Source organism: Mucilaginibacter sp., assembly GCF_028288205.1.
GTDB lineage: Bacteria > Bacteroidota > Bacteroidia > Sphingobacteriales > Sphingobacteriaceae > Mucilaginibacter.
Genome location: NZ_JAQBOD010000018.1, coordinates 63,637 through 83,616, shown reverse-complemented (window position 1 = coordinate 83,616; position 19,980 = coordinate 63,637). Strand labels below are relative to the sequence as shown.

The window sequence follows — 19,980 nt, the reverse complement described above, 5'->3', positions numbered from 1 at the left end:
GTTTAAATGTCTATTTTTAATTATAAACAGCGTAATACTATTATACTGGTCAGCATTATTGTGCTGGGCTGCTTTATATTATATGCTTTAAGCGGGTTGTTTAGCGCCATACTTGGTGCAATTGTGTTGTTCACTATCTTCCGGCCGTTTTATTTGTATATGGTTGATAAAAAGGGCTGGAACCGAACGGCTGTTGCACTTATTATTATTTTTACCTCACTCATTGTTATCGTTTTACCTTTCCTGGCATTAAGCTTTATGGTTATAGGTAAAATATCAAACCTCAACAGCAGCAACTTCCCCATACAGGAGTGGATGATAAAAATTGACGCTTTTGCCGGAAATACTTTTAAGCAGCCGCGCTTTGCCGAAAACACATTGCAAAAGCTGGGCGTTTACGCAACTGATCTTTTTCCATCCATATTAGGCAGTGCGGCAAACATTATTTTAACGCTGCTGGTATTGTATTTCCTGCTGTATTTTATGTTTGTACAGATCAAGGAGTTTGAAAATGGCTTACTTAAATATGCCCCTTTCCGCGAGCAATACGCTTTAAAATTTGCAGAAGCTTTGCGCAGCTCTACCTATTCAAACGTTTTAGGGCAAGGTATAATAGCGCTTACTCAGGGAACATTATTGGCAAACGGCTTTTGGATATTCGGCATCCCCGATCCTGTATTTTGGGGAGTAATAGGTTCATTTATTGCGTTTTTACCGGTTGTGGGAGCGCCCACCTTATGTATACCGGCAAGTATTATCCTCTTTACCAGCGGCCATACCGTAAAAGGCATATTGCTGTTAGCCTATGGCTTATTGTTTATTGGCAATATTGATAATGTACTACGAATGATCATTAATAAACGCGTAGCTAATACACACCCTATAATATCAGTAATAGGCGTATTTATTGGCTTACCTTTATTTGGGATATTGGGATTGGTATTTGGCCCATTATTGTTATCTTACTTTTTATTGCTGATAGAGATATACGAAACTAACCGCATGGCCGCCGACAGGCTGGAACGAATAAGGAGCGGAACCGATAATTGACCATAGTATTGATTAGTTTTGTGAACAATTTACAACATGCTAATGCAATTAAAAATTAAATAATTATAGCTAAACAGATACAAAATATTGGATTAACTATATTTGGCAAGATATTTAATCGTTATATAACTAAATGTTCAACATAAAAACCTGTTTAATATGAATGATAACACAAAAGTAGTTGTAGCCTTACTTGCAGGGCTTGCAGCAGGAGCGGCGTTGGGAATATTGTTTGCTCCCGACAAAGGTGACGAAACACGCGACAAGCTAAGCGAATCATTAAAAAACCTTGGCGACTCTATAAAAGAGACAGCAGCGGCAGAGATTGATAACCTTGTTGGTTTTAAAGACAAAGTTGTTGAGAACATTAAAGGCAAAATAAAAGGCGCTGAAGATGAATACCAGGATGATTTGGAACACGCATAAATCAAGCCCAAGGTCTTAAGTCTTTAGTCATAAATGACACAGGACTTAAGGCTTTGGATTTAAGACTAAACCAACCATGGAAGAAGCCAAAAAAGAACCGCAACCGCCGCTGATTGACCAGCTTAAGGAGTATGCCGAGCTTCGCTTTAAACTGGCGAAATACAAAGCTATTGATGGCGGCTCAACAATTTTTGCAGGCTTAGTTGCCGATGTTGTTGTTGTTATAAGTATGGTACTGGCTTTTATATTTGCCAGTTTTACCTTAGCTTTTTACCTGTCGCAGTTGCTTGATTCTTTATGGGAAGGGTTTGGCTGCGTTGCATTGATATACCTATTAATGGCCATTATTATAAAGGTTAATAAAAAAAGTATTGAAAAGCCAATTGCCAACGCCTTTGTGCATAAGATATTTAAACATAAAAGCAATGATTAATTTGCCTATTAATAATCATGATGACTTAAAGAACGAGATATTGCGTTTACAGGGATTGGAACGCGAACAACGCATTGCTCTAAAGCAACGCTTTAATAGCCCCGGTGCAGTGTTTTCAACTATATATTCTTTATTTGGCAAAGGGGGCAATCAAGATGGCGCAATATTTAACCAGGATTTTTTAGGTGTGATATCCCGTTTTATATTACCATTTACTTTAAATAAAACAATATTCCGCAAGTCCAACTTCCTGGTAAAAGCGCTGGTTGGCCTGGTATCACAAAAAGCCTCTCATTATATTTCAGAAGATTCTATAGAAAGCGTTTGGGATAAAGCCAAAGGACTATTTGGCAAGGTTAGTCATCTTTTTGATAAATCAGCCAAAAACAAAAAGCCTGAGGTTACCTCTTTTAGGAAGATAAAGAAGGATTAGTTGGCAGTTTCCAGGCGGTTGGCAGAATTATTCCCCCCGCTGGTCTGTGCCCTCACAGATAGCTTATTAATAGTGTTGAGAATTATTTGATTTCTATTTTAGGAACGGGGTAGGCGGACAGCTTGTTAATATTGTCAATTTTATTTTCTTTCACTGACTTTATAAAATTAGTAATTCCATCGCCATAACCGCGTTTACTTATGCCAAACAGCAATATCCCTTTATGGCCTGATTTGTCAGTGTAGTTTATATAATGGTATATATTATGTTCAACTACATTAAGCTTATCCGCTTTGCCATCGCTTAATATAAAATCCAAAATATATTCACCCAATGCGGTATTCTCAAACTGCTCATAATTAGCTACAGCATCTGTCTTTTTTCGTTCATCCAACTCCTTTTCCTTTAATTCGGCTAATTTTTTATTTGGTGCTTCGGTAATATAAAAATCAATTACAAGCATTGAATTAAAATGATCTGCCGATTCTCCGGATGGTATATATTCTTGCTTATAATAATGTTCATTAGGATGATAACTCGCACTTAATTTAAAATCAACTTTATCGAAAGTTAATGTTTCATGTGTTCCATAGAAATTTTTTACCTCATCCTTATTTTTAGTGGTGAATCCACCAAGGCTGAAAAGTAATATAGTTAAATAAAGCAGCCTGCTCATTGAGTTAAGTTTTACAGCCCCAAAAAGTGATCAAAAGTATCACTCCTGATACCCAATCGCAGTGTTTCAAGCGGAATAGCATCCGCCGGGGCAATATTCCCCAGGCTTACGTTTGCGCCTATCAGCTTAATGAACCAAACTTGCTGCGCCTTTTGCGGGGCCTCCCAGATTATACTTTGCTCTGGTATTTGCGTAAGTATCTCATCAACCAATCCCTGCCTTACCTCTCCCGAGTCGCGGTAGATGCCTACATTGCCGCTTTCGCGTGCTTCGGCAATTACCTTCCATGAACCGGCTTCCAACTCGGCCTTCATTAACTGTATCCACTTATAAGGCGCAAATATTTTCTGCACGTCTTTTGATCCTACTTCGGATATCACCGTAACCTGTTTAACCAGCTTGCGGATGTATTCGCATTTCTCATCATGGTCAATAGTTATCGAGCCGTCTGATACTTCGGCATGCTGCAACTTGTATTTATCCAGTATGCGGCAATAGTCATCAAACTGCCCGCGTACTATCATGGCTTCAAACAGCGTACCGCCAAAATAAACCGGGATGCCGGCTTCCTGGTACATGGCTATTTTTTTATCCAGGTTAGGAGTAACGTATGATGTTGCCCAACCCAGCTTAACAATATCGGTATAAGTGCCGCTAACTTCCAAAAAATCTTCAACCTGCCTTAAACTAAGGCCCTTATCCATAATCATGGTGATACCACTATCACGTGGTTTTTGAATGCGCTCGGGAAGATTATTGATGTTATAGTTCATAAAAACGATGTTGTTGTGTTGGCCGTAAAAGTCATAAAAAAAAGCTAAAACGGGAAACGTTTTAGCTTTTTTAACAGCAAATTAACTATTACTTAGCGTATCGGTTAATTATATCCAATATCACCTTGTTTTCCTGCAATTGAGGCAGGTAGTCAAATAATATATAATGTTTTTCCGGGTCGGTAGTCAAAGCCTGTTCCAGATGGCTTAATGCTTCGTTATACTCGCCTTTAGCAAACAGGTAGGCTACCATGCGGTAGTACAATTCTGCCGCTTCCGGGTTGTTTTTTATGGCTTGCGATATGATCTCGATAGCACCAACCAATCTTTTTTGCTCATATAATATAGATGAGTAATCCAGCCAGGCATCAATATCCATTGGGTTTAGCTCTACCACTTTTTCGTAAGCCTCTTCGGCTTCGTCCATATGGCCAAGCTTATATTCTGCATCGGCAATAGCAAACCAGTAATCGGCATTGATCAGATCAAGATCAAGCGCTTTTTTGTAAAAGTGCAGGGCCTCAAAATAGCGTTCTTCAAAATCAAGCGTAACACCTATACCAAACCAGGCATCGGCCAGCTTAGGGTCCATTTTAACCGATTTTTTATAAAAGGCCCGTGCATCATCCATCTGCTCCAGCTTTTCATAGCATTCGCCAATGGCGCAATAAGTATCAGCGTTAGGCTGCTCATACTCAAATGTATGCCGATAAACTTCAATAGCCTCCGCATATTTTTCCAGATTAACCAACGCGTTACCCTTATTAAAGTAAGCAGATGCAAAGCTATCTTTTATCAGGATGGCATAATCGTACGCGTCAATAGCCTTTTCAAACAGGCTAAGCTTGGTAAACGCGTTACCCAGGTTATACCATGCGGCATAACTGTACGGTTCTGTATCTATATACTGCTGATAAAACTGAACGCTTTCTTCCTGGTTATCCAGCACATCATAACAGAAGGCCAGTTCATATAAAGCATCCTGGTTTTCCATGTTTTGCTTAAGGCAAAGCTTTAGGTAAGTAATGGATGTTTCGTAATCGCCCATGTTTTGGTAAACGTAGGCTATATGCAGTAGTACTTCGTCGGTTTCTTCGGCAAGGTCAAGGGCCTTTTCATAATTCTCAAGTGCCTCGGCATAACGCTCCATACTCTCATACATATTACCGCGGATGATATATATATCCGCGTCAGATGCTTCGAGCATTGCTGCTTTATCTAAAGCCGCAAATGCCTGCGTGACATGATTGGTGATAGCTAAAAGCTGGGCTTGCTTAATTAAAAATACAGCGGCAAAAGGATGTTGATTAATGGCATACTCTGTTACCTGCAGCGCCTTGGCGGGGTCGTTCTTTTCGATATAATAATCGATAATGTTCTCAAACGCCTGGGCATCAAAAAAGTACTGGTCATGATTACGAATCATTTCCTCGTACCGTTCTACCGAAAACTTTGGATCTTCGGTAAAACCAAATTCAAATTCTTCTTCCATTCAATAGTGTTTCAGAACAATGGGCTTAATATGCAACTTTTTATGTCACTTACCAAGCTTTAGCTGTGTTTAAATTACAAGATAAAAGCGCCTGTAAAGCAATTTAGTTTTCAACATACAAACATTTTCAACATCGTTATTTGCAAAGCCTTGATTACTAATACTAAGCAATTGGTGGCAATAGGATGAGTTGATAATAATTGCCTTAAAGATTTTTTACCTTTGATAATACAAAGTAACGAATTATGGGCGTGGATATTACAGATACACTAAAACATTTACATATAGATAACATAAACCATGCTTACAGCACGGGTAATATATGGAGCAGCGGGCCAAATACCGTTATTAAAGATGTTATCTCGCCTGTAGACGGGCAAAAGATAGCATCTGTTAATATCGCTACCGAAAAAGAATATAATATAGTAGTGGAGCAGGCCGCCAAAGCATTTATTAATTGGCGCACCATTCCCGTGCCTAAGCGGGGCGAGATAGTGCGCGAGATTGGCAACGCCCTGCGCGATAACAAAGCTCATTTAGGCAAGCTGGTATCATACGAAATGGGCAAGAGCCTGCAGGAAGGCATGGGCGAGGTGCAGGAAATGATAGACATTGCCGACTTTGCCGTAGGCCTGAGCCGCCAGCTTTACGGCCTAACCATGCACTCTGAAAGACCCGAGCACCGCATGTATGAGCAATATCACCCGTTAGGCATTGTGGGTATTATATCCGCATTCAACTTCCCGGTAGCGGTATGGAGCTGGAACGCAATGCTGGCCTGGGTTTGCGGGGATGTTTGTATATGGAAACCATCAGAAAAAACCCCGTTAACCGCTATTGCCTGCCAGCATATCGCGCAGGCTGTATTTAAAAAGCATCATATTGACGAAGGTGTATCCTGTTTAATTATTGGCGACAGGAACATTGGCGAATTAATGGCGAATGATAAACGCGTGCCTTTAATATCGGCCACCGGCTCAACCCGTATGGGTAAGGCTGTCGGCGCGGCAGTTGGCGCACGTTTGGGACGTAGCTTGTTAGAGCTTGGTGGTAACAATGCTATCATTATAACTGAAAATGCCGACCTGGATATGGCGCTGATAGGCGCGGTATTTGGCGCCGTGGGCACGGCCGGGCAACGCTGCACCAGCACCCGCAGGCTAATTATCCATGAAAATATTTACGAGGCGTTTAAGCAAAAACTGGTAAAGGCATACGGGCAGATACGCATTGGTAATCCGCTGGATGAAAATAATCATATGGGTCCGCTGATAGATCATGACGCAGTGAAGCTTTATTTAGACAGCATAGAAAAATGCAAAGCCGAAGGCGGTAAGTTTGTAGTTGAAGGCGGCAAGCTGGAAGGCGAAAACTATTCATCCAGCTGTTATGTTAAGCCTTGTGTGGCCGAAGTGGAAAATTATTTTAGCATTGTACAGCATGAAACATTTGCGCCCATACTTTATCTAATAAAGTATAAAACGCTGGATGAAGCCCTTGCTTTACAAAACGGTGTGCCGCAAGGTTTATCATCAGCCATCATAACCAACAATTTACGCGAGGCAGAAACGTTCTTATCTAATGCCGGATCAGATTGCGGAATTGCTAATGTTAACATTGGCACGTCGGGAGCGGAAATTGGCGGCGCGTTTGGCGGCGAAAAAGAAACCGGCGGTGGCCGCGAATCAGGATCAGATGCGTGGAAGGTTTATATGAGGCGACAAACCAACACCATTAATTATTCAACAAAATTACCTTTGGCACAGGCAATTAAATTTGATTTATAATATATTACACAAAATTTATATACATGACTAATTTCCGGAATTATATCTTCGGTTCCGCGCTATGCGGAGCTTTGCTTTTAAGTTTAAATATTTCAGCGCAAATTGCTCCGGCCGCGCCGGTTGATCTGCCAAAAAACTGGCACCTTATGGACCTGAAGACTGACGGCTTTTACGGCATCAGCTTAAATAATACTTATCAGTTTTTAAAAGGTAAAAAAAGTAAAACAGTAGTAATAGCTACTATTGACAGCGGTATAGATACTACTCAAACTGACCTGAAAAGTATTCTTTGGGTAAATACCAAAGAGATCCCCGGGAACGGTATTGACGATGACCATAATGGTTATGTAGATGATGTACACGGCTGGGATTTTCTTGGCGGCCCGGGCGGCAAGGTTGATTATACCGAAACTACTGAGGAAGTAAGAGAATACAACCGCTTAAAACCTAAGTACGAAACTTTAACCACGGCACCCGCGGGCGGCGAAAAAGAATATGCCTACTGGCTAAAGGTTAAAACCACCCATGATGAAACCATAACAAAATCAAACGGCGAGATCCAACAGCTTCAGCCAATGATGGGCGCTTTAATGGCAACCAGCGGCTATATTAAAAGAGAATTGAAATTGAGCTCTTCGTCCACTTTTAATAAGGCCGACCTGGTTAAAATAACCAATACCACTAACGATACCATTGCCCAAAGCAAGGGTATATGGGCCTCTGTTTTTGAGCAGGAAAGCGGCGATAACGGAAAAATAATTAAAGAACTAAGTGATTATCTGACCAAGCTTAATAACGATGTTAACCCTGACCTGGGTACCCGTAAAAGTATTGTTGGCGATAACCCGGACGTGCAGGACGGCAAACCTTATGGTAATAACATATTAAAAAATCCCGATGCATCGCACGGAACAGGCGTTGCCGGCTTAATTGGCGCTGTGCGTAATAATGGCTATGGTATTGATGGCGTTGCCGATAATGTGCGCATAATGAGCATAAAAGCTGTACCTAATGGCGATGAGTATGATAAAGATATTGCTAACGCGATACGCTACGCAGTTGATAATGGCGCCAAGATCATTAACATGAGCTTTGGTAAAAAAATATCGCCCCATAAAGATTGGGTTGACGCGGCTTTTAAATATGCAGCCTCAAAAGATGTGCTGCTGGTACAGGCATCGGGCAATGATAACCAGGATGTGGATGAAAAACCAGAGTTCCCTAATGATACATTTGCTGATGGTTCATCAACAGATGCGGATAATGTAATATCGGTAGGCGCGTCAGGCGCTAAGTTAGACGAAAATCTGGCGGCTACCTTTAGTAATTACGGTAAAAAGAATGTTGATGTCTTCGCGCCGGGGGCAAAAGTAACCTCGATAGATATGGATGCCGAATTTAATACCGCGGATGGCACCAGCTTTTCATCGCCTATAACAGCAGGTTTGGCTGCACTGATATTGGAATACTACCCCGAGCTGAGCGCTAAACAATTAAAGCAGGTTATCCTTGCATCGGCAACCCCGTTAACCGGTACTATGGTGCTAAAACCAGGTAGCAAAACCGAAAAGGTTGATTTTACAACGTTATCAAAAACAGGTGGTATTGTAAATGCTTATAAAGCTATCCAGTTGGCATCACAGTTAAAGGGGGAGCGGAAGAAGTAGCAGGTAAGTAATGAAAGCTTTGACGACTTTTTAAAAGTTGTCAAAGCTAACCCCTTTTTTTAATAAGATACATACCTGCTACATACATTGGTTTAATAACCCCTTTTTTTGGCTGGCCAAATTCAAAATCATCTATCAATAAAGTAATTGTATAATTTTTAGTTTGTTTTTTTAAGGTCAGTAAAGCTGGCGGTACAGTATAGTTATTTTTCCCATTATTTGAACCGTTTTCTTCTGAATAACTATTAAGATCTTTTCTTTTCAACAAATCAGCTGCCAGCTCATCATCTCTAAAAGTAACCTCCTCATTGTCGATCTTAAGCACTAATAGTGTATATGATGAAATTTTATGACGGAAGCTTAAACCATTAAATTCTATCATACCCGTATCAAGTCCATTAGCATCAACCATATAATCATAATTTAGCACACTAATCACATCGCCTTTGGTTCTAAAACGGTAGAAGTCTCTCGAATTTACCCCCAACGAATCTGTTCCCAAGTAACTATATTTTGTATCAAATTTATCTAATCCTAAATACTTTTTCACCCACTCAAATTCACGGCCTTTTAATTCGTACTTGCTATCACTAATATAGGTTTTCCATTTCCCTTTATTATGATCTATCGAGTCGCGCACCGCATCAAGATCGGCATTAACATATGGCTGCAAAGTGTTTAGTTCTTTATTAAATATAAGATACCTCAATTTTTCAACCGCGTCATTTCCTTCTATCTTATTGATCTTACCGTTTACCGATACCAGTTTGTCATTTTTGTAGGCATTGTTCTTTTTAAATATATTGATCAATATACGGCGCTGCGAATAGGTGGATATCGAAAAAGCGCTTTGCGGACCATATATTGACAGCAACGTTAACAAGCATAACGAAACTGGTATTACCTTTATATTTTGCTTTTTCGATAATAGGAAATAGGCCGTTATAAACAATAACCAAAAAGCCAGGATCAGTAGAAAATAGCGCTCTTCTGTAATACCATAGGCAAATATCCGCCTGCCCATTGCCAGGAAAAGTAATACCAATAGCGGTATCAGCAAGAAATAAAAATTGCGGGCATAAGTCTTTATCCATTTATTGTTTTCCTGCTCGCGTATGGGATAGATAAGCAGTATGGATAGTATCCCAAAAACAGCATATCCCAAAATAAGGTTTGATACCATACCCTTTGGCAGACTCCATTGGACTATCAATTTTACTTCATAAGCCAGTAATATCAACACATAAACCGTAGCCAGCGGTATTAATACATATTGTGTAAATATCTTTAATCCTTTAGGGTAGCTGGTATCTTCATTAAGCGCAGCCGTATTGGCAGGAATACCGGCAAGAAAAAAGAGCGTGTTAAAAATACCGGCTATACAATACCATAACACCACGTAAGTGCGCCATTCTATTTTTAAATTGAATAGAAAATTGGCAGCAGCTAATGCGGCAGAAAGCCCCATATATAAAACCGCGCTATATAATACACCCGCCAGAAAACGCAGAAAAATGGTTTTGTTAAACTGCCAAAAGCCCTGTACATGATATTTATTGGTAAATGCCGCAAATGACACCAGCAAGTGAAAGCCCAGGCTAAATAAAAAGAACCTGAAATAATCGGCACTTCGCTCGGCCGGGTTTAACAGCAATATCAGACCTAATGCAAATAAAGCGGCTATAAATTTAAAAACAAGCTTAGCTGTGCCTTTTATATCCTTGCTGCCGGTATACAAAGTAACGGCAAGGCTAAGCAACAGACCCAGGTTGGCTATCAGCATAGTGCGTATGCACCAGCTTTCGACAACTGGTGTTTTGTTTATCCACTCGGTATTGGTAACTGCCGCGGCTGTGCCGACTAATGCAAACAACACTTCGAAAGGGAAGCGCTTAACTGTATTTTCAATGCCATCGACAAGGCTTTTTATGGAAGGAAATTTCATTAAGATAAGGTTTATAAATCTAATGTAATCAAATTTAAATACTAACTAATGTAAAAACCTTATGCGTTAAGCGCCATCAATTGCATTTAACACTTTAGTGTTTATATTTGCGTTCCAAAAAAACATCATTTTAATTAATACGATGAGAGAAATACAGTTCAGAGAAGCACTTCGTGAGGCCATGGTTGAAGAAATGCGCAACGATGATAAAATATACCTGATGGGTGAAGAGGTTGCCGAATATAACGGTGCCTATAAAGTTAGCCAGGGCATGTTGGACGAGTTTGGCGCTAAACGCGTAATAGATACACCTATCTCTGAATTAGGCTTTGCCGGTATAGGCATAGGGTCGGCCATGAATGGCTTAAAACCTATCATCGAGTTCATGACCTTTAACTTTTCGTTAGTGGCGATTGACCAGGTGATAAACGGCGCTGCCAAAATCATGTCGATGAGCGGTGGTCAGTTTTCTGTGCCAATCGTTTTCCGCGGTCCAACAGGTAACGCGGGTATGTTAAGCTCACAACACAGCCAATGTTTCGAAAATTGGTATGCTAACTGCCCCGGATTAAAGGTGGTTGTACCATCAAACCCTGCAGATGCTAAAGGCTTATTAAAATCGGCTATTATTGATCCTGATCCGGTTATTTTTATGGAGTCGGAATTAATGTATGGCGATAAAGGCGAAGTACCTGAAGAAACCTATTATATCCCGATTGGGAAAGCCGCGGTAACTAAAGTGGGTACCGATGTAACGCTTGTTGGTTTTGGCAAGATCATGAAAGTGGTTAACGCCGCTGCTGCCGAACTGGAAAAAGAAGGCATCAGCGCCGAGGTTATAGATCTGCGTACCGTTCGCCCTATTGATTATGAAACGGTTATTAACTCGGTTAAAAAAACCAACCGCCTGGTATTGATTGAAGAAAGCTGGCCCTTAGGCTCTATAGCTACCGAAATTGCCTTTAAAGTACAAAAAGACGCGTTTGATTATTTAGATGCACCTATACTACGCATTATGGGTGGCGATGTACCATTGCCTTATGCCCCAACCCTTATACAGGAATACCTGCCAAACCCTGAAAGAGTTATTAAAGCAGTTAAAGAGGTAATGTATGTTACCAAGTAAGATATGTAAGTAAAATATGATTAAAAACAAAAAGCCTGTTATTTCCATAACAGGCTTTTTGTTTTTAATCCTTCCTGACATTCAAGAAGATTTTCTTTTATTTAAACGTCACACTTGTTTTACCCATAGTATAACCATCGGCATATAACAATACAGTATAAGTGCCTTTTTGAAAAGGTGATCCATAGGTCCAGTCAACCGTATAATTAATGCCATCATCTTTAAAATCAATTGATGTTTTATAGGTCGATTGCAGATCCTGGCCATCGGCAGTAAATGTACCGCTATCGGTGCCTGTTATCAGGTTGCCTGTTGGGTCAATAATACGTATATAAACATCGTGCGATGCTTTTGCTGCCACGGCATTGCTTGCCACAGTAAAGTTAATCTTTAGCTTATTAACGTTTTTAGCTTTGGTCTCGTCAACTTCCTTGCCATTCTTTTTAACCTTGTACCCAACTACGCTTGTAGTAGCAACTTTTAAAGCCGAAGCTACTTTTACCTTGGTATCCAAATCCTGGTTTTGTTTTTCAAGTGTACTGGCTTTTTCGCTAACGGTTGTCAGGTTGGTTTTTAAGGTATCCCTTTCGGTAGTTAAATTAACATTTTGTTTTTTTAGTTCATCAATATCGGCAGTGTACTTGGTAACAAAGTAGCGCAGCTGTTTTACATCTTCCTGTGCCTGGCTCAGCTCGGCTGCGGTTAGTTTGCCTTTAGCTAAGGCAACCCGCAGTACTTTTATCTTGGCTTTTAATGAGTCGTTTTTTGCTATCATCTCTGCCGTCATTTTTGTTTTACCTGCATTAACCTGCTCAATCTGCGCCTCTAAGCTATCCAGTTCGGTTTGCAGCCGGGTTTTTTCATCAGCCTGATAGGCTATTTTAACATCAGAATTATTTTTCTTCATGTATAAATACACGTCGGTGCCTAATAATGCAATTATTACTACTATCAAAAAGTAAATAACATTCGAATTTTTTTTAGGTTCTTGTCCTTGTTGATTCTCCATAAAAGTTAGTGATTTTAGTTCTTAAATAAATAATAATTAATCCGGGTTAACTAATCCGGGTAATTGGCCTATTATTAATAAATAACCTTAATAAGTTAGTTAATTTACTACCTGCATTTATTATTGTTAGTTGTTAATAACGTAATAATGAAAAATTTATGATAAAGTTTTACTAAGGAGATATTTTTTTAATAGTGATTTTGATAAAAGTAGTTACAAATTGATTAAAACACAATTATTATTTGCTATAATAAACTGCCTTGTTAATGAGTTTATATCTTTGCAGTTTTTAAAGTAAGCCATTTAATGTATCAATTTCGCCATTTTATATTTCTTTTAGCGCTCATTATAACTAATATAGCGCTCATCATAACTAAGGCAGAGGCCCAAACAGATTCATTGGCTAAGCTTAAATACCGTACCGACCCAAAGCGCGAATTCAGGGGTGTATGGGTAGCCACTGTAGTAAATATTGACTGGCCAACCAGCACTAAGCTCACCACCGATCAGCAAAAACAACAGCTTACAGATATATTTGACGCACACCAGCATACCGGCATTAATGCTGTTATGTTCCAGGTGCGGCCCGCTGCCGATGCTTTTTATTCAAAAAGTAAGGAGCCGTGGTCAAAATGGCTTACCGGCAAACAAGGGCAGGCACCTGCACCTTTTTATGACCCGCTTGATTTTGCCATTACCGAGGCTCATAAACGCGGCATGGAATTGCATGCCTGGTTTAATCCCTATCGCGCTACTATGGATGGCAAGTTTAATTTATTGACTGCTAATCATATCACCAATTTAAAGCCCGAATGGTTCTTTACTTACGGGGGTATTAAACTTTTTAATCCGGGCCTGCCCGAAGTGCGCGATTACATTGTACAGGTAATTTTAAACGTGGTTGATAATTACGACGTGGACGGCATACATATGGATGATTATTTTTATCCGTATCAAATTGCCGGGCAAAAAATAAATGACTCGGCAACGTTTAAACAATATGGGGGTGATTTTCAGGATATTAAAGATTGGCGCCGCGACAATGTGAACAAACTAATAAAAATGCTTAGCGACAGTATACACAAGCATAAACCCCACATGAAATTTGGCGTTAGTCCGTTTGGTATATGGGCCAATAAAGCCCAAAATCCCGAAGGGTCTGATACGCATGGCGGCGATTCTAACTACGAATTATACGCCGATTCGCGCAAATGGATAAAAGAAGGATGGGTAGATTATATAAACCCACAAATGTACTGGCCCATTCATTACCGCCTTGCCGCGTTCGAGAATCTGCTAAGCTGGTGGAGCAATAACACCTATAACCGGCATTTATATGTGGGCCAGGCGGCCTATCGTATAAATGAGCGCGGATCATTAGCTATGAGACAACCGGCCGAGTTGCCTAACCAGATAAAACTGCTGCGAAATAATCCGCGGGTGCAGGGCAGCGTATTTTTTAGCTCGAACTCATTAACCAGCAATAAGCTTGGCTTTACAGACTCGCTCCGTTTAACCTATTACAAGCACCCTGCTTTACCGCCTGTTATGCTTTGGTTAGATTCAATAGCGCCTAATGTGCCGCAAAATCTTGTTGCTACAAAACTTGTTAATAACCATGTTCAGCTAAAATGGGATACCCCATTGCCAGCCGAAGATAAAGAACCGGTTTACGGCTATGTGATCTATCGTTATGAAGGAACAGAAAAGATAGATGTGAGCAGCCCGGCAAATATTTTGCATATACAGTATGATGCTACGCCAATTTTTATTGATACCACCACCCAGTCTGGCAAAACCTATTTATATGTAATAACAGCGATAGACCGGCTAAAGAACGAAAGTGACCGAACGCCAACCATTGCGATTACTATTCCCCAGTCCCTCTCCAAAGAGTAATAGCTCAACAACAACTTCGCGGCAATTTCTCGTGGCGTAATCCTGTTTGGGATAGTAACGGTTATTACGTTAGAAAAAGCTTGTCTCGTCCTGATATAGTGTTTCACAAAACAATGAAACACATGAAACACTTTTTTAGGTTAACCTATTGATATTTAATAATTTGACAAAATGAGTGAAACACTTTGAAACAGTACCAAAGCTTCAGGTAAAATAGTATAAATAGCTTACAATAAGTGTTTTATGCTGTTTTATGGATTTTTGCAAAAATAGGGTGAAACACCTGATGTGAAACAGCGGGATCGTTCAGAAATGACAAAGGTTTTTTATTTATCTTGCCCCCTGATTCTAACTTCTTGATGTTATTATGAGGGCTGTACTACAACGCGTTTCGCAAGCAAGCTGTAAGGTTGATGGTAATATAACCGGCCAGATCGGTACGGGTTTTTTGGTACTGTTGGGTATTGAAGATGCCGATACCGAAGATGACCTGCAATGGCTGGCTCAAAAAATAACCGGTATGCGCATTTTTAGTGATGAAAATGGCCTGATGAATAAAGCGTTGGCCGATGTAGATGGCAATATATTGCTGATATCGCAATTCACGCTGTTTGCGCAAACTAAAAAGGGTAACCGGCCATCATTTATTAAGGCTGCAAAGCCTGATAAGGCTATACCGCTATATGAGCAAATGGCAAAAACACTGGATGCCTTAACCGGTAAAAAAACAGCTGCCGGCATTTTTGGAGCTGATATGAAAGTAAGCCTAACCAACGACGGGCCGGTAACTATCATTATGGACACGAAAGACAGGGATTTTTAATAAAGCGTCATTGCGAGCGATAGCGTGGCAATCTCTACACGATAGGTATACCGTTTACTTGACATATAGAGATTATTAATGTGTTGTTTGTTTTTAAAGGTATTAATGAGCTCCCTACGGTCGGTTGTTCACACTCGTTCCTTGTTTGCAATGGCGTAGTTTTTTATTTATATTACACTTATGACATTAGCTGAAGCACAAAAACTGGTTGACAATTGGATAAAAACAACCGGTATCCGTTATTTTAATGAGCTAACCAATACTGCCATATTAATGGAAGAGGTAGGCGAGGTTGCCCGCATTATGGCGCGGCAATATGGCGAGCAATCCTACAAAAAATCTGATACGGAAGTTAACCTGGCCGATGAAATGGCCGATGTGTTATTTGTGCTGATTTGCCTGGCCAATCAAACCGGTATAGACCTTACAGAGGCCCTGCAAAAAAACATGGAAAAGAAAAGTATCCGTGATGCCGACAGGCATAAGAATAATGAGAAATTGAAGTAAGCAGCAAAAATCTTATACAACTTACCATAAGGATTTGCAGGTAGTATAAGATTTCTCTTTCGCGCCACCCCCCATTTCCGCCCCGGCTCTATCGAAATGACATTTTGGTTTATGAAAGAGGTATACACACAGTAGCTCCCTCAAGAGGGGAATTTAATTACTGCAACTTAACCAATTTATCCCCATCCAAAACAGGTATAGCGGTAGTCAGGTCTACATTTAAACAAAAAGCTATATCTTTTTCAATACCCAGCGCTTTTAAGCGTTCACTATGCGATGTTTTTTTGAGGTATTTATCCAGGTCATCTTTAGCTACATGGTAAAGATCATTAGCGGCTGTTGCCGGATCATCAACCCGGAAACCACTGTCTTTTAATTGCTCAACAACGGCTCCTGCAAACAAGGTATCCTCCAGGTTAAAGTTGTTTTTCCAACCCGAGCAAACCAATAGAATATTTTCGTTTTGCTGCTTTAGCCAGTTGCAAATAGCTGTTAGGTTTATAAACGAACCTATTACTATTTTTTTTGCCTGGCGGGATAAGTGCAGGGCATGGGTACCGTTGGTAGTGGTTAATACAATTGTTTTGCCTGCAACTTTCTCTTTGGTATAAGAGAACGGCGAATTGCCAAAATCAAACCCGGTAACTATTTCGCCATCTCGCTCGGCGGCTAATAGGTAGTCAAGGCCCTTTTCGCGGTAAGCGCTGCACTCTTCTACCTGCGATACCGGAATAATGGCTTCGGCCCCATTTTCAATACCGTAGCAAATGGATGTGGTGGCCCTGAAAATATCAATAATTACTACTATATAATTTTCTACTTTATAAAGCGGTATAAGCGCAGGGGTAAGACAAACTTCTAACCTTTTTGCTTTGGGTATATTTAATTCCTGGCTCAATATCTTATTTATAAAATGGTGGCTTAACTATTTTAGCCTTAATACTGTTATCGCGTATTTTGATGTATATCTCGGTACCTTCTTTGGCAAATTCGTTTTTTACATACCCCATGCCTATGGCTTTTTGTAACGATGGCGATTGGGTGCCCGATGTTACCTTGCCTATAATATTACCATCGGCATCAGCTATCTCATAATCATGGCGGGGTATACCGCGGTCTATCATTTCAAAACCAACCAGCTTTTGTTTAACACCTGCCAGCTTCTGTTCCTGCAAAACAGCCGAATTGGTAAACTCTTTATTAAATTTGGTTACCCAGCCCAATCCTGCCTCTAACGGCGAGGTGTGGTCATCAATATCATTGCCATATAAACAGAAGCCCATTTCTAAACGCAGCGTATCACGTGCGCCTAAGCCAATAGGTTTAATGCCAAAAGGTTCGCCGGCTTTAAATATGGCATCCCAAATAAATCCGGCATGCTCATTATCAAAATATAGCTCAAAACCGCCTGCGCCGGTATAACCGGTTGCAGATACAATTACGTTATCAATACCGGCAAACTTGCCTTTTTTAAAGGTGTAATATTCCATTGATGCCAGGTCGATATCAGTAAGGCTCTGCAAAGCTTCCGCTGCTTTGGGCCCCTGTACGGCTAATAGCGAAGTGCGGTCTGATATATCTTTCATCACCACACCATCTGTATTAAACCGGCTTATCCAGTTCCAATCTTTCTCTATGTTAGACGCGTTAACTACCAGCATATAAGTTTTATCATCAATACGATATACCAGCAGATCATCAACTATGCCACCATCTTTATTAGGCAGGCAAGAGTATTGCACTTTGCCATCATACAATTTAGCGGCATCATTGCTGCTTACCCGTTGTATTAAATCTAATGCCTTATCGCCCTTTAATATAAATTCGCCCATATGGCTCACGTCAAACACGCCCACTGCTTTGCGTACAGTTTCATGTTCGGCATTAATACCTGCATATTGTACAGGCATATTATAGCCTGCAAAAGGCACCATTTTGGCGCCTGCCTTTATATGGGTTTCACTTAGCGCTGTATTCTTCATGCAAAATTATATTTGGCACAAAAGTAATAAAAATGCAAGTAGGTTTCCTGTGATTAAAAAAAGGCTTTTTAGGCGAAAGCCGGGATCGCTATATCGGAGGTTTGTTTCACGCGAGGGTGAAACAAATGAAACAAGTGAAACAAGATTTTGACTTAAAGCATTGCCAATGAGTTAATTACAAAAAAGTAATGAAACAAAATGAAACAACTTATTCGTCTGCCTTTTTATGGGTGATATGTGTTTAATTCCTGATGATCAAATAATTGCAAATTGGCAATCTCGATGTGATGAAACAAACAAATCCAATCGGTAATGTTTGTACAAGCTTCTAAAAACGCTTCGTAATGCTCGAGGCCGTTAAGGCCCATTACTACTTATTCATAAAACCGGGCTGCATTCTTACTGTTAACATCCACCGCTCATAGCCGCGGAGGCCTAGTTCTTTTTCCTTAGATGAAAAAGAACCAAAAAATCAAGTCAGCCCAATCGCTGCCACCACTTAGGCCAGACTCCTGGCCGCGTGGGCTGACAGGCCACCGCTTCTTTTTATTTTTTTCAGTAATTACCAAAATTCAGGTTAGAACCTACCTGAGGCGGAAAGCGTCTGGTGAAAGCAGGCAGAATAAGTTGGCCGGTGTGACAACTAAGGTAACGCAATAAAAACAATATGAATTGAGATATAGCTATTTACGCGCACCAAACCTTATAAAACTTAACCAAATTATTGGTCACAACATTTATGTCATGCTCTTTTTCCAGTAAACGGCGCGCGTTTTGGCCCAACTGTAAACAAAACTCTTCATCTTTTATACAGTGTTGTATGGCATTAAAAAACTCCTCGCGGTTATTAGCTATAATAAGATCATGGCCATTTGTGTAATTAATGCCTTCGGCACCAAGCGATGTGGATATGATGCATTTTTGCATAGCCATCCCCTCAACTATCTTTACCCGCATGCCGCCACCTGATAATAGCGGAACGATCATGATAGATTTGCTGTTTACAAATTCAAGCGCATCATCAACCTCGCCTTGTATAAATATTTTGCCCAGGGCCTCGTAATCGTCAAAACGGTCTGGTATATCATTGCCTGCCACATACAGTTTTACAGGCAGATCGCCCTCTGTTAGCTCTTTGAAGAAATTATCAAGGAACCACTCCATACCCTCGCGGTTGGGCAGCCAATCCAGCGATCCTAAAAAGAAAAGGCTGGGAAACTCGGTTTTACTAATATCAACAACGTATTTTTCAAGCCTTAAACCTACCGGGACTATTTCTATAGGCACTTGTATGCCATACGCTAATAAGGTGCTTTTATCTTGCTGGGTAAATACGGCTATGGCATCAAATTTATTTAACTGCTGCAGCTCATAGTTTTTTATGCGTTTGGCATGCATCCTGAGGTATGATTTTTTAAACGGATCTACCTTTTGCATAGACAACCGCTCCCATATCTGGTTCTCTATATTATGCGCGCGATATACCAATTTGGCTTTAGAGTACTTTCTTACAGCAGGCAGATATAATGAAACCAATAAACCTTCAAACTGGATAATATCATAATTTGTATTTCGCAGTTCGCGTATCAGTAACTTTTCAAATTCGGGGTCGTAGTACCGGTCTATATTAAAGGATGTATTGCTAAACAAATTAACCGCTACACCAAACAGGGTCACCGTGGTATCAATATCATAGGCCCGGTACTTTATTTTACCCATCAGGTCATCATCAGGCAGATGGCTTTCATGACTGTTTTTTTTTGCATTCAGGGCAACTAAAGAAACTTCATGCCCTGAATTGACTAAGCCCTTAATGGTATTAGCTACCACTATAGCATAGCCGCCATTTTGCGGAAATGGTACACGATGGCTTAATATTAAAATCTTCAACTACTTGGGTTTTTAACAAAAATACTTTAATTAGGCTATAGAATCAAGGTATAAACCTTATA

At 40.3% G+C, this 19,980-nt stretch carries 18 protein-coding genes; 10 read left to right on the top strand and 8 right to left on the bottom strand.

The annotated features are described in order from the left end of the window. Positions 1–6: 6 nt before the first annotated feature. The 4 genes from JWR23_RS04480 (at position 7) to JWR23_RS04465 (ending at position 2,342) form a co-directional block, all read left to right on the top strand. Positions 7–1,050: an AI-2E family transporter gene (locus JWR23_RS04480; protein WP_299513466.1), complete on the top strand. Its 1,044-nt coding sequence runs from the start codon at positions 7–9 to the stop codon at positions 1,048–1,050. A 159-nt stretch (positions 1,051–1,209) separates the two neighbouring features. Further along, positions 1,210–1,476 carry a YtxH domain-containing protein gene (locus JWR23_RS04475; protein ID WP_299513463.1) on the top strand — a complete coding sequence of 89 codons (267 nt, stop codon included), beginning with the start codon at positions 1,210–1,212 and terminating at the stop codon, positions 1,474–1,476. 76 nt (positions 1,477–1,552) lie between these two features. Continuing rightward, a complete protein-coding gene (locus JWR23_RS04470; protein WP_299513461.1) occupies positions 1,553–1,909 on the top strand; it encodes a phage holin family protein in 357 nt (118 codons plus the stop codon). Further along, positions 1,902–2,342, top strand: coding sequence for a hypothetical protein (locus JWR23_RS04465; protein ID WP_299513458.1), 441 nt, complete (start codon positions 1,902–1,904; stop codon positions 2,340–2,342). The genes JWR23_RS04470 and JWR23_RS04465 overlap by 8 nt, the downstream gene beginning before the upstream one ends. 82 nt (positions 2,343–2,424) lie before the next feature. Here JWR23_RS04465 and JWR23_RS04460 read toward each other — a convergent pair whose 3' ends face one another. From JWR23_RS04460 to JWR23_RS04450, 3 genes are all read right to left on the bottom strand, one after another. Next, a complete protein-coding gene (locus JWR23_RS04460; RefSeq protein WP_299513455.1) occupies positions 2,425–3,018 on the bottom strand; it encodes a hypothetical protein in 594 nt (197 codons plus the stop codon). Between the two features lie 11 nt (positions 3,019–3,029). Then, entirely contained in the window at positions 3,030–3,791 is a 762-nt protein-coding gene (locus tag JWR23_RS04455) for a phosphosulfolactate synthase (RefSeq protein WP_299513453.1), read from the bottom strand. 88 nt (positions 3,792–3,879) lie between these two features. Next, on the bottom strand, positions 3,880–5,283 hold the full coding sequence (locus tag JWR23_RS04450; protein ID WP_299513451.1) for a tetratricopeptide repeat protein: 1,404 nt from the start codon (positions 5,281–5,283) through the stop codon (positions 3,880–3,882). Between the two features lie 245 nt (positions 5,284–5,528). Here JWR23_RS04450 and JWR23_RS04445 point away from each other — a divergent pair, with 245 nt between their 5' ends. Beyond that, positions 5,529–7,070: an aldehyde dehydrogenase family protein gene (locus tag JWR23_RS04445; protein WP_299513449.1), complete on the top strand. Its 1,542-nt coding sequence runs from the start codon at positions 5,529–5,531 to the stop codon at positions 7,068–7,070. A 23-nt stretch (positions 7,071–7,093) separates the two neighbouring features. After that, positions 7,094–8,737 carry a S8 family serine peptidase gene (locus JWR23_RS04440; protein ID WP_299513447.1) on the top strand — a complete coding sequence of 548 codons (1,644 nt, stop codon included), beginning with the start codon at positions 7,094–7,096 and terminating at the stop codon, positions 8,735–8,737. A gap of 46 nt (positions 8,738–8,783) precedes the next feature. Here JWR23_RS04440 and JWR23_RS04435 read toward each other — a convergent pair whose 3' ends face one another. Next, positions 8,784–10,682, bottom strand: coding sequence for a DUF4153 domain-containing protein (locus JWR23_RS04435; RefSeq protein WP_299513445.1), 1,899 nt, complete (start codon positions 10,680–10,682; stop codon positions 8,784–8,786). A 127-nt stretch (positions 10,683–10,809) separates the two neighbouring features. Between JWR23_RS04435 and JWR23_RS04430 the strand changes: the two genes are divergently transcribed. Beyond that, a complete protein-coding gene (locus JWR23_RS04430) occupies positions 10,810–11,808 on the top strand; it encodes a pyruvate dehydrogenase complex E1 component subunit beta (RefSeq protein WP_299513557.1) in 999 nt (332 codons plus the stop codon). Positions 11,809–11,905: 97 nt separating this feature from the next. Here the strand turns inward: JWR23_RS04430 and JWR23_RS04425 are convergent, their stop codons facing one another. Next, positions 11,906–12,817 (bottom strand): hypothetical protein, encoded by a 912-nt coding sequence (locus tag JWR23_RS04425; protein WP_299513443.1) that lies wholly within the window; start codon positions 12,815–12,817, stop codon positions 11,906–11,908. Between the two features lie 306 nt (positions 12,818–13,123). Between JWR23_RS04425 and JWR23_RS04420 the strand changes: the two genes are divergently transcribed. From JWR23_RS04420 to JWR23_RS04410, 3 genes are all read left to right on the top strand, one after another. Continuing rightward, the gene (locus JWR23_RS04420; protein ID WP_299513441.1) at positions 13,124–14,716 is read left to right on the top strand and encodes a family 10 glycosylhydrolase; all 1,593 of its coding nucleotides are present in this window, start codon (positions 13,124–13,126) and stop codon (positions 14,714–14,716) included. 367 nt (positions 14,717–15,083) lie between these two features. Continuing rightward, entirely contained in the window at positions 15,084–15,539 is a 456-nt protein-coding gene (gene dtd, locus JWR23_RS04415; RefSeq protein ID WP_299513439.1) for a D-aminoacyl-tRNA deacylase, read from the top strand. Between the two features lie 180 nt (positions 15,540–15,719). Then, positions 15,720–16,046 (top strand): nucleotide pyrophosphohydrolase, encoded by a 327-nt coding sequence (locus JWR23_RS04410; RefSeq protein WP_299513436.1) that lies wholly within the window; start codon positions 15,720–15,722, stop codon positions 16,044–16,046. A 157-nt stretch (positions 16,047–16,203) separates the two neighbouring features. On the opposite strand, the gene JWR23_RS04405 is transcribed toward JWR23_RS04410, so the two are convergent. The 3 genes from JWR23_RS04405 to JWR23_RS04395 all read right to left on the bottom strand — a co-directional run bounded on the left by JWR23_RS04405 (position 16,204) and on the right by JWR23_RS04395 (position 19,918). Continuing rightward, on the bottom strand, positions 16,204–16,944 hold the full coding sequence (locus JWR23_RS04405; protein WP_299513434.1) for a 2-phosphosulfolactate phosphatase: 741 nt from the start codon (positions 16,942–16,944) through the stop codon (positions 16,204–16,206). A 4-nt stretch (positions 16,945–16,948) separates the two neighbouring features. Then, on the bottom strand, positions 16,949–18,028 hold the full coding sequence (gene gcvT, locus JWR23_RS04400) for a glycine cleavage system aminomethyltransferase GcvT (RefSeq protein ID WP_299513432.1): 1,080 nt from the start codon (positions 18,026–18,028) through the stop codon (positions 16,949–16,951). 687 nt (positions 18,029–18,715) lie between these two features. Then, the gene (locus tag JWR23_RS04395; RefSeq protein WP_299513429.1) at positions 18,716–19,918 is read right to left on the bottom strand and encodes a glycosyltransferase family 4 protein; all 1,203 of its coding nucleotides are present in this window, start codon (positions 19,916–19,918) and stop codon (positions 18,716–18,718) included. Positions 19,919–19,980 lie beyond the last annotated feature (62 nt).

What these genes read in the sequence shown, in the direction of transcription:
- JWR23_RS04425 (WP_299513443.1), bottom strand. Translation starts at nt 12,817, where the DNA reads ATGGAGAATCAACAAGGACAAGAACCTAAAAAAAATTCGAATGTTATT.
- JWR23_RS04470 (WP_299513461.1), top strand. Translation starts at nt 1,553, where the DNA reads ATGGAAGAAGCCAAAAAAGAACCGCAACCGCCGCTGATTGACCAGCTT.
- JWR23_RS04475 (WP_299513463.1), top strand. Translation starts at nt 1,210, where the DNA reads ATGAATGATAACACAAAAGTAGTTGTAGCCTTACTTGCAGGGCTTGCA.
- JWR23_RS04420 (WP_299513441.1), top strand. Translation starts at nt 13,124, where the DNA reads ATGTATCAATTTCGCCATTTTATATTTCTTTTAGCGCTCATTATAACT.
- gcvT (WP_299513432.1), bottom strand. Translation starts at nt 18,028, where the DNA reads ATGAAGAATACAGCGCTAAGTGAAACCCATATAAAGGCAGGCGCCAAA.
- dtd (WP_299513439.1), top strand. Translation starts at nt 15,084, where the DNA reads ATGAGGGCTGTACTACAACGCGTTTCGCAAGCAAGCTGTAAGGTTGAT.
- JWR23_RS04410 (WP_299513436.1), top strand. Translation starts at nt 15,720, where the DNA reads ATGACATTAGCTGAAGCACAAAAACTGGTTGACAATTGGATAAAAACA.
- JWR23_RS04445 (WP_299513449.1), top strand. Translation starts at nt 5,529, where the DNA reads ATGGGCGTGGATATTACAGATACACTAAAACATTTACATATAGATAAC.
- JWR23_RS04465 (WP_299513458.1), top strand. Translation starts at nt 1,902, where the DNA reads ATGATTAATTTGCCTATTAATAATCATGATGACTTAAAGAACGAGATA.
- JWR23_RS04460 (WP_299513455.1), bottom strand. Translation starts at nt 3,018, where the DNA reads ATGAGCAGGCTGCTTTATTTAACTATATTACTTTTCAGCCTTGGTGGA.
- JWR23_RS04455 (WP_299513453.1), bottom strand. Translation starts at nt 3,791, where the DNA reads ATGAACTATAACATCAATAATCTTCCCGAGCGCATTCAAAAACCACGT.
- JWR23_RS04480 (WP_299513466.1), top strand. Translation starts at nt 7, where the DNA reads ATGTCTATTTTTAATTATAAACAGCGTAATACTATTATACTGGTCAGC.
- JWR23_RS04435 (WP_299513445.1), bottom strand. Translation starts at nt 10,682, where the DNA reads ATGAAATTTCCTTCCATAAAAAGCCTTGTCGATGGCATTGAAAATACA.
- JWR23_RS04440 (WP_299513447.1), top strand. Translation starts at nt 7,094, where the DNA reads ATGACTAATTTCCGGAATTATATCTTCGGTTCCGCGCTATGCGGAGCT.
- JWR23_RS04450 (WP_299513451.1), bottom strand. Translation starts at nt 5,283, where the DNA reads ATGGAAGAAGAATTTGAATTTGGTTTTACCGAAGATCCAAAGTTTTCG.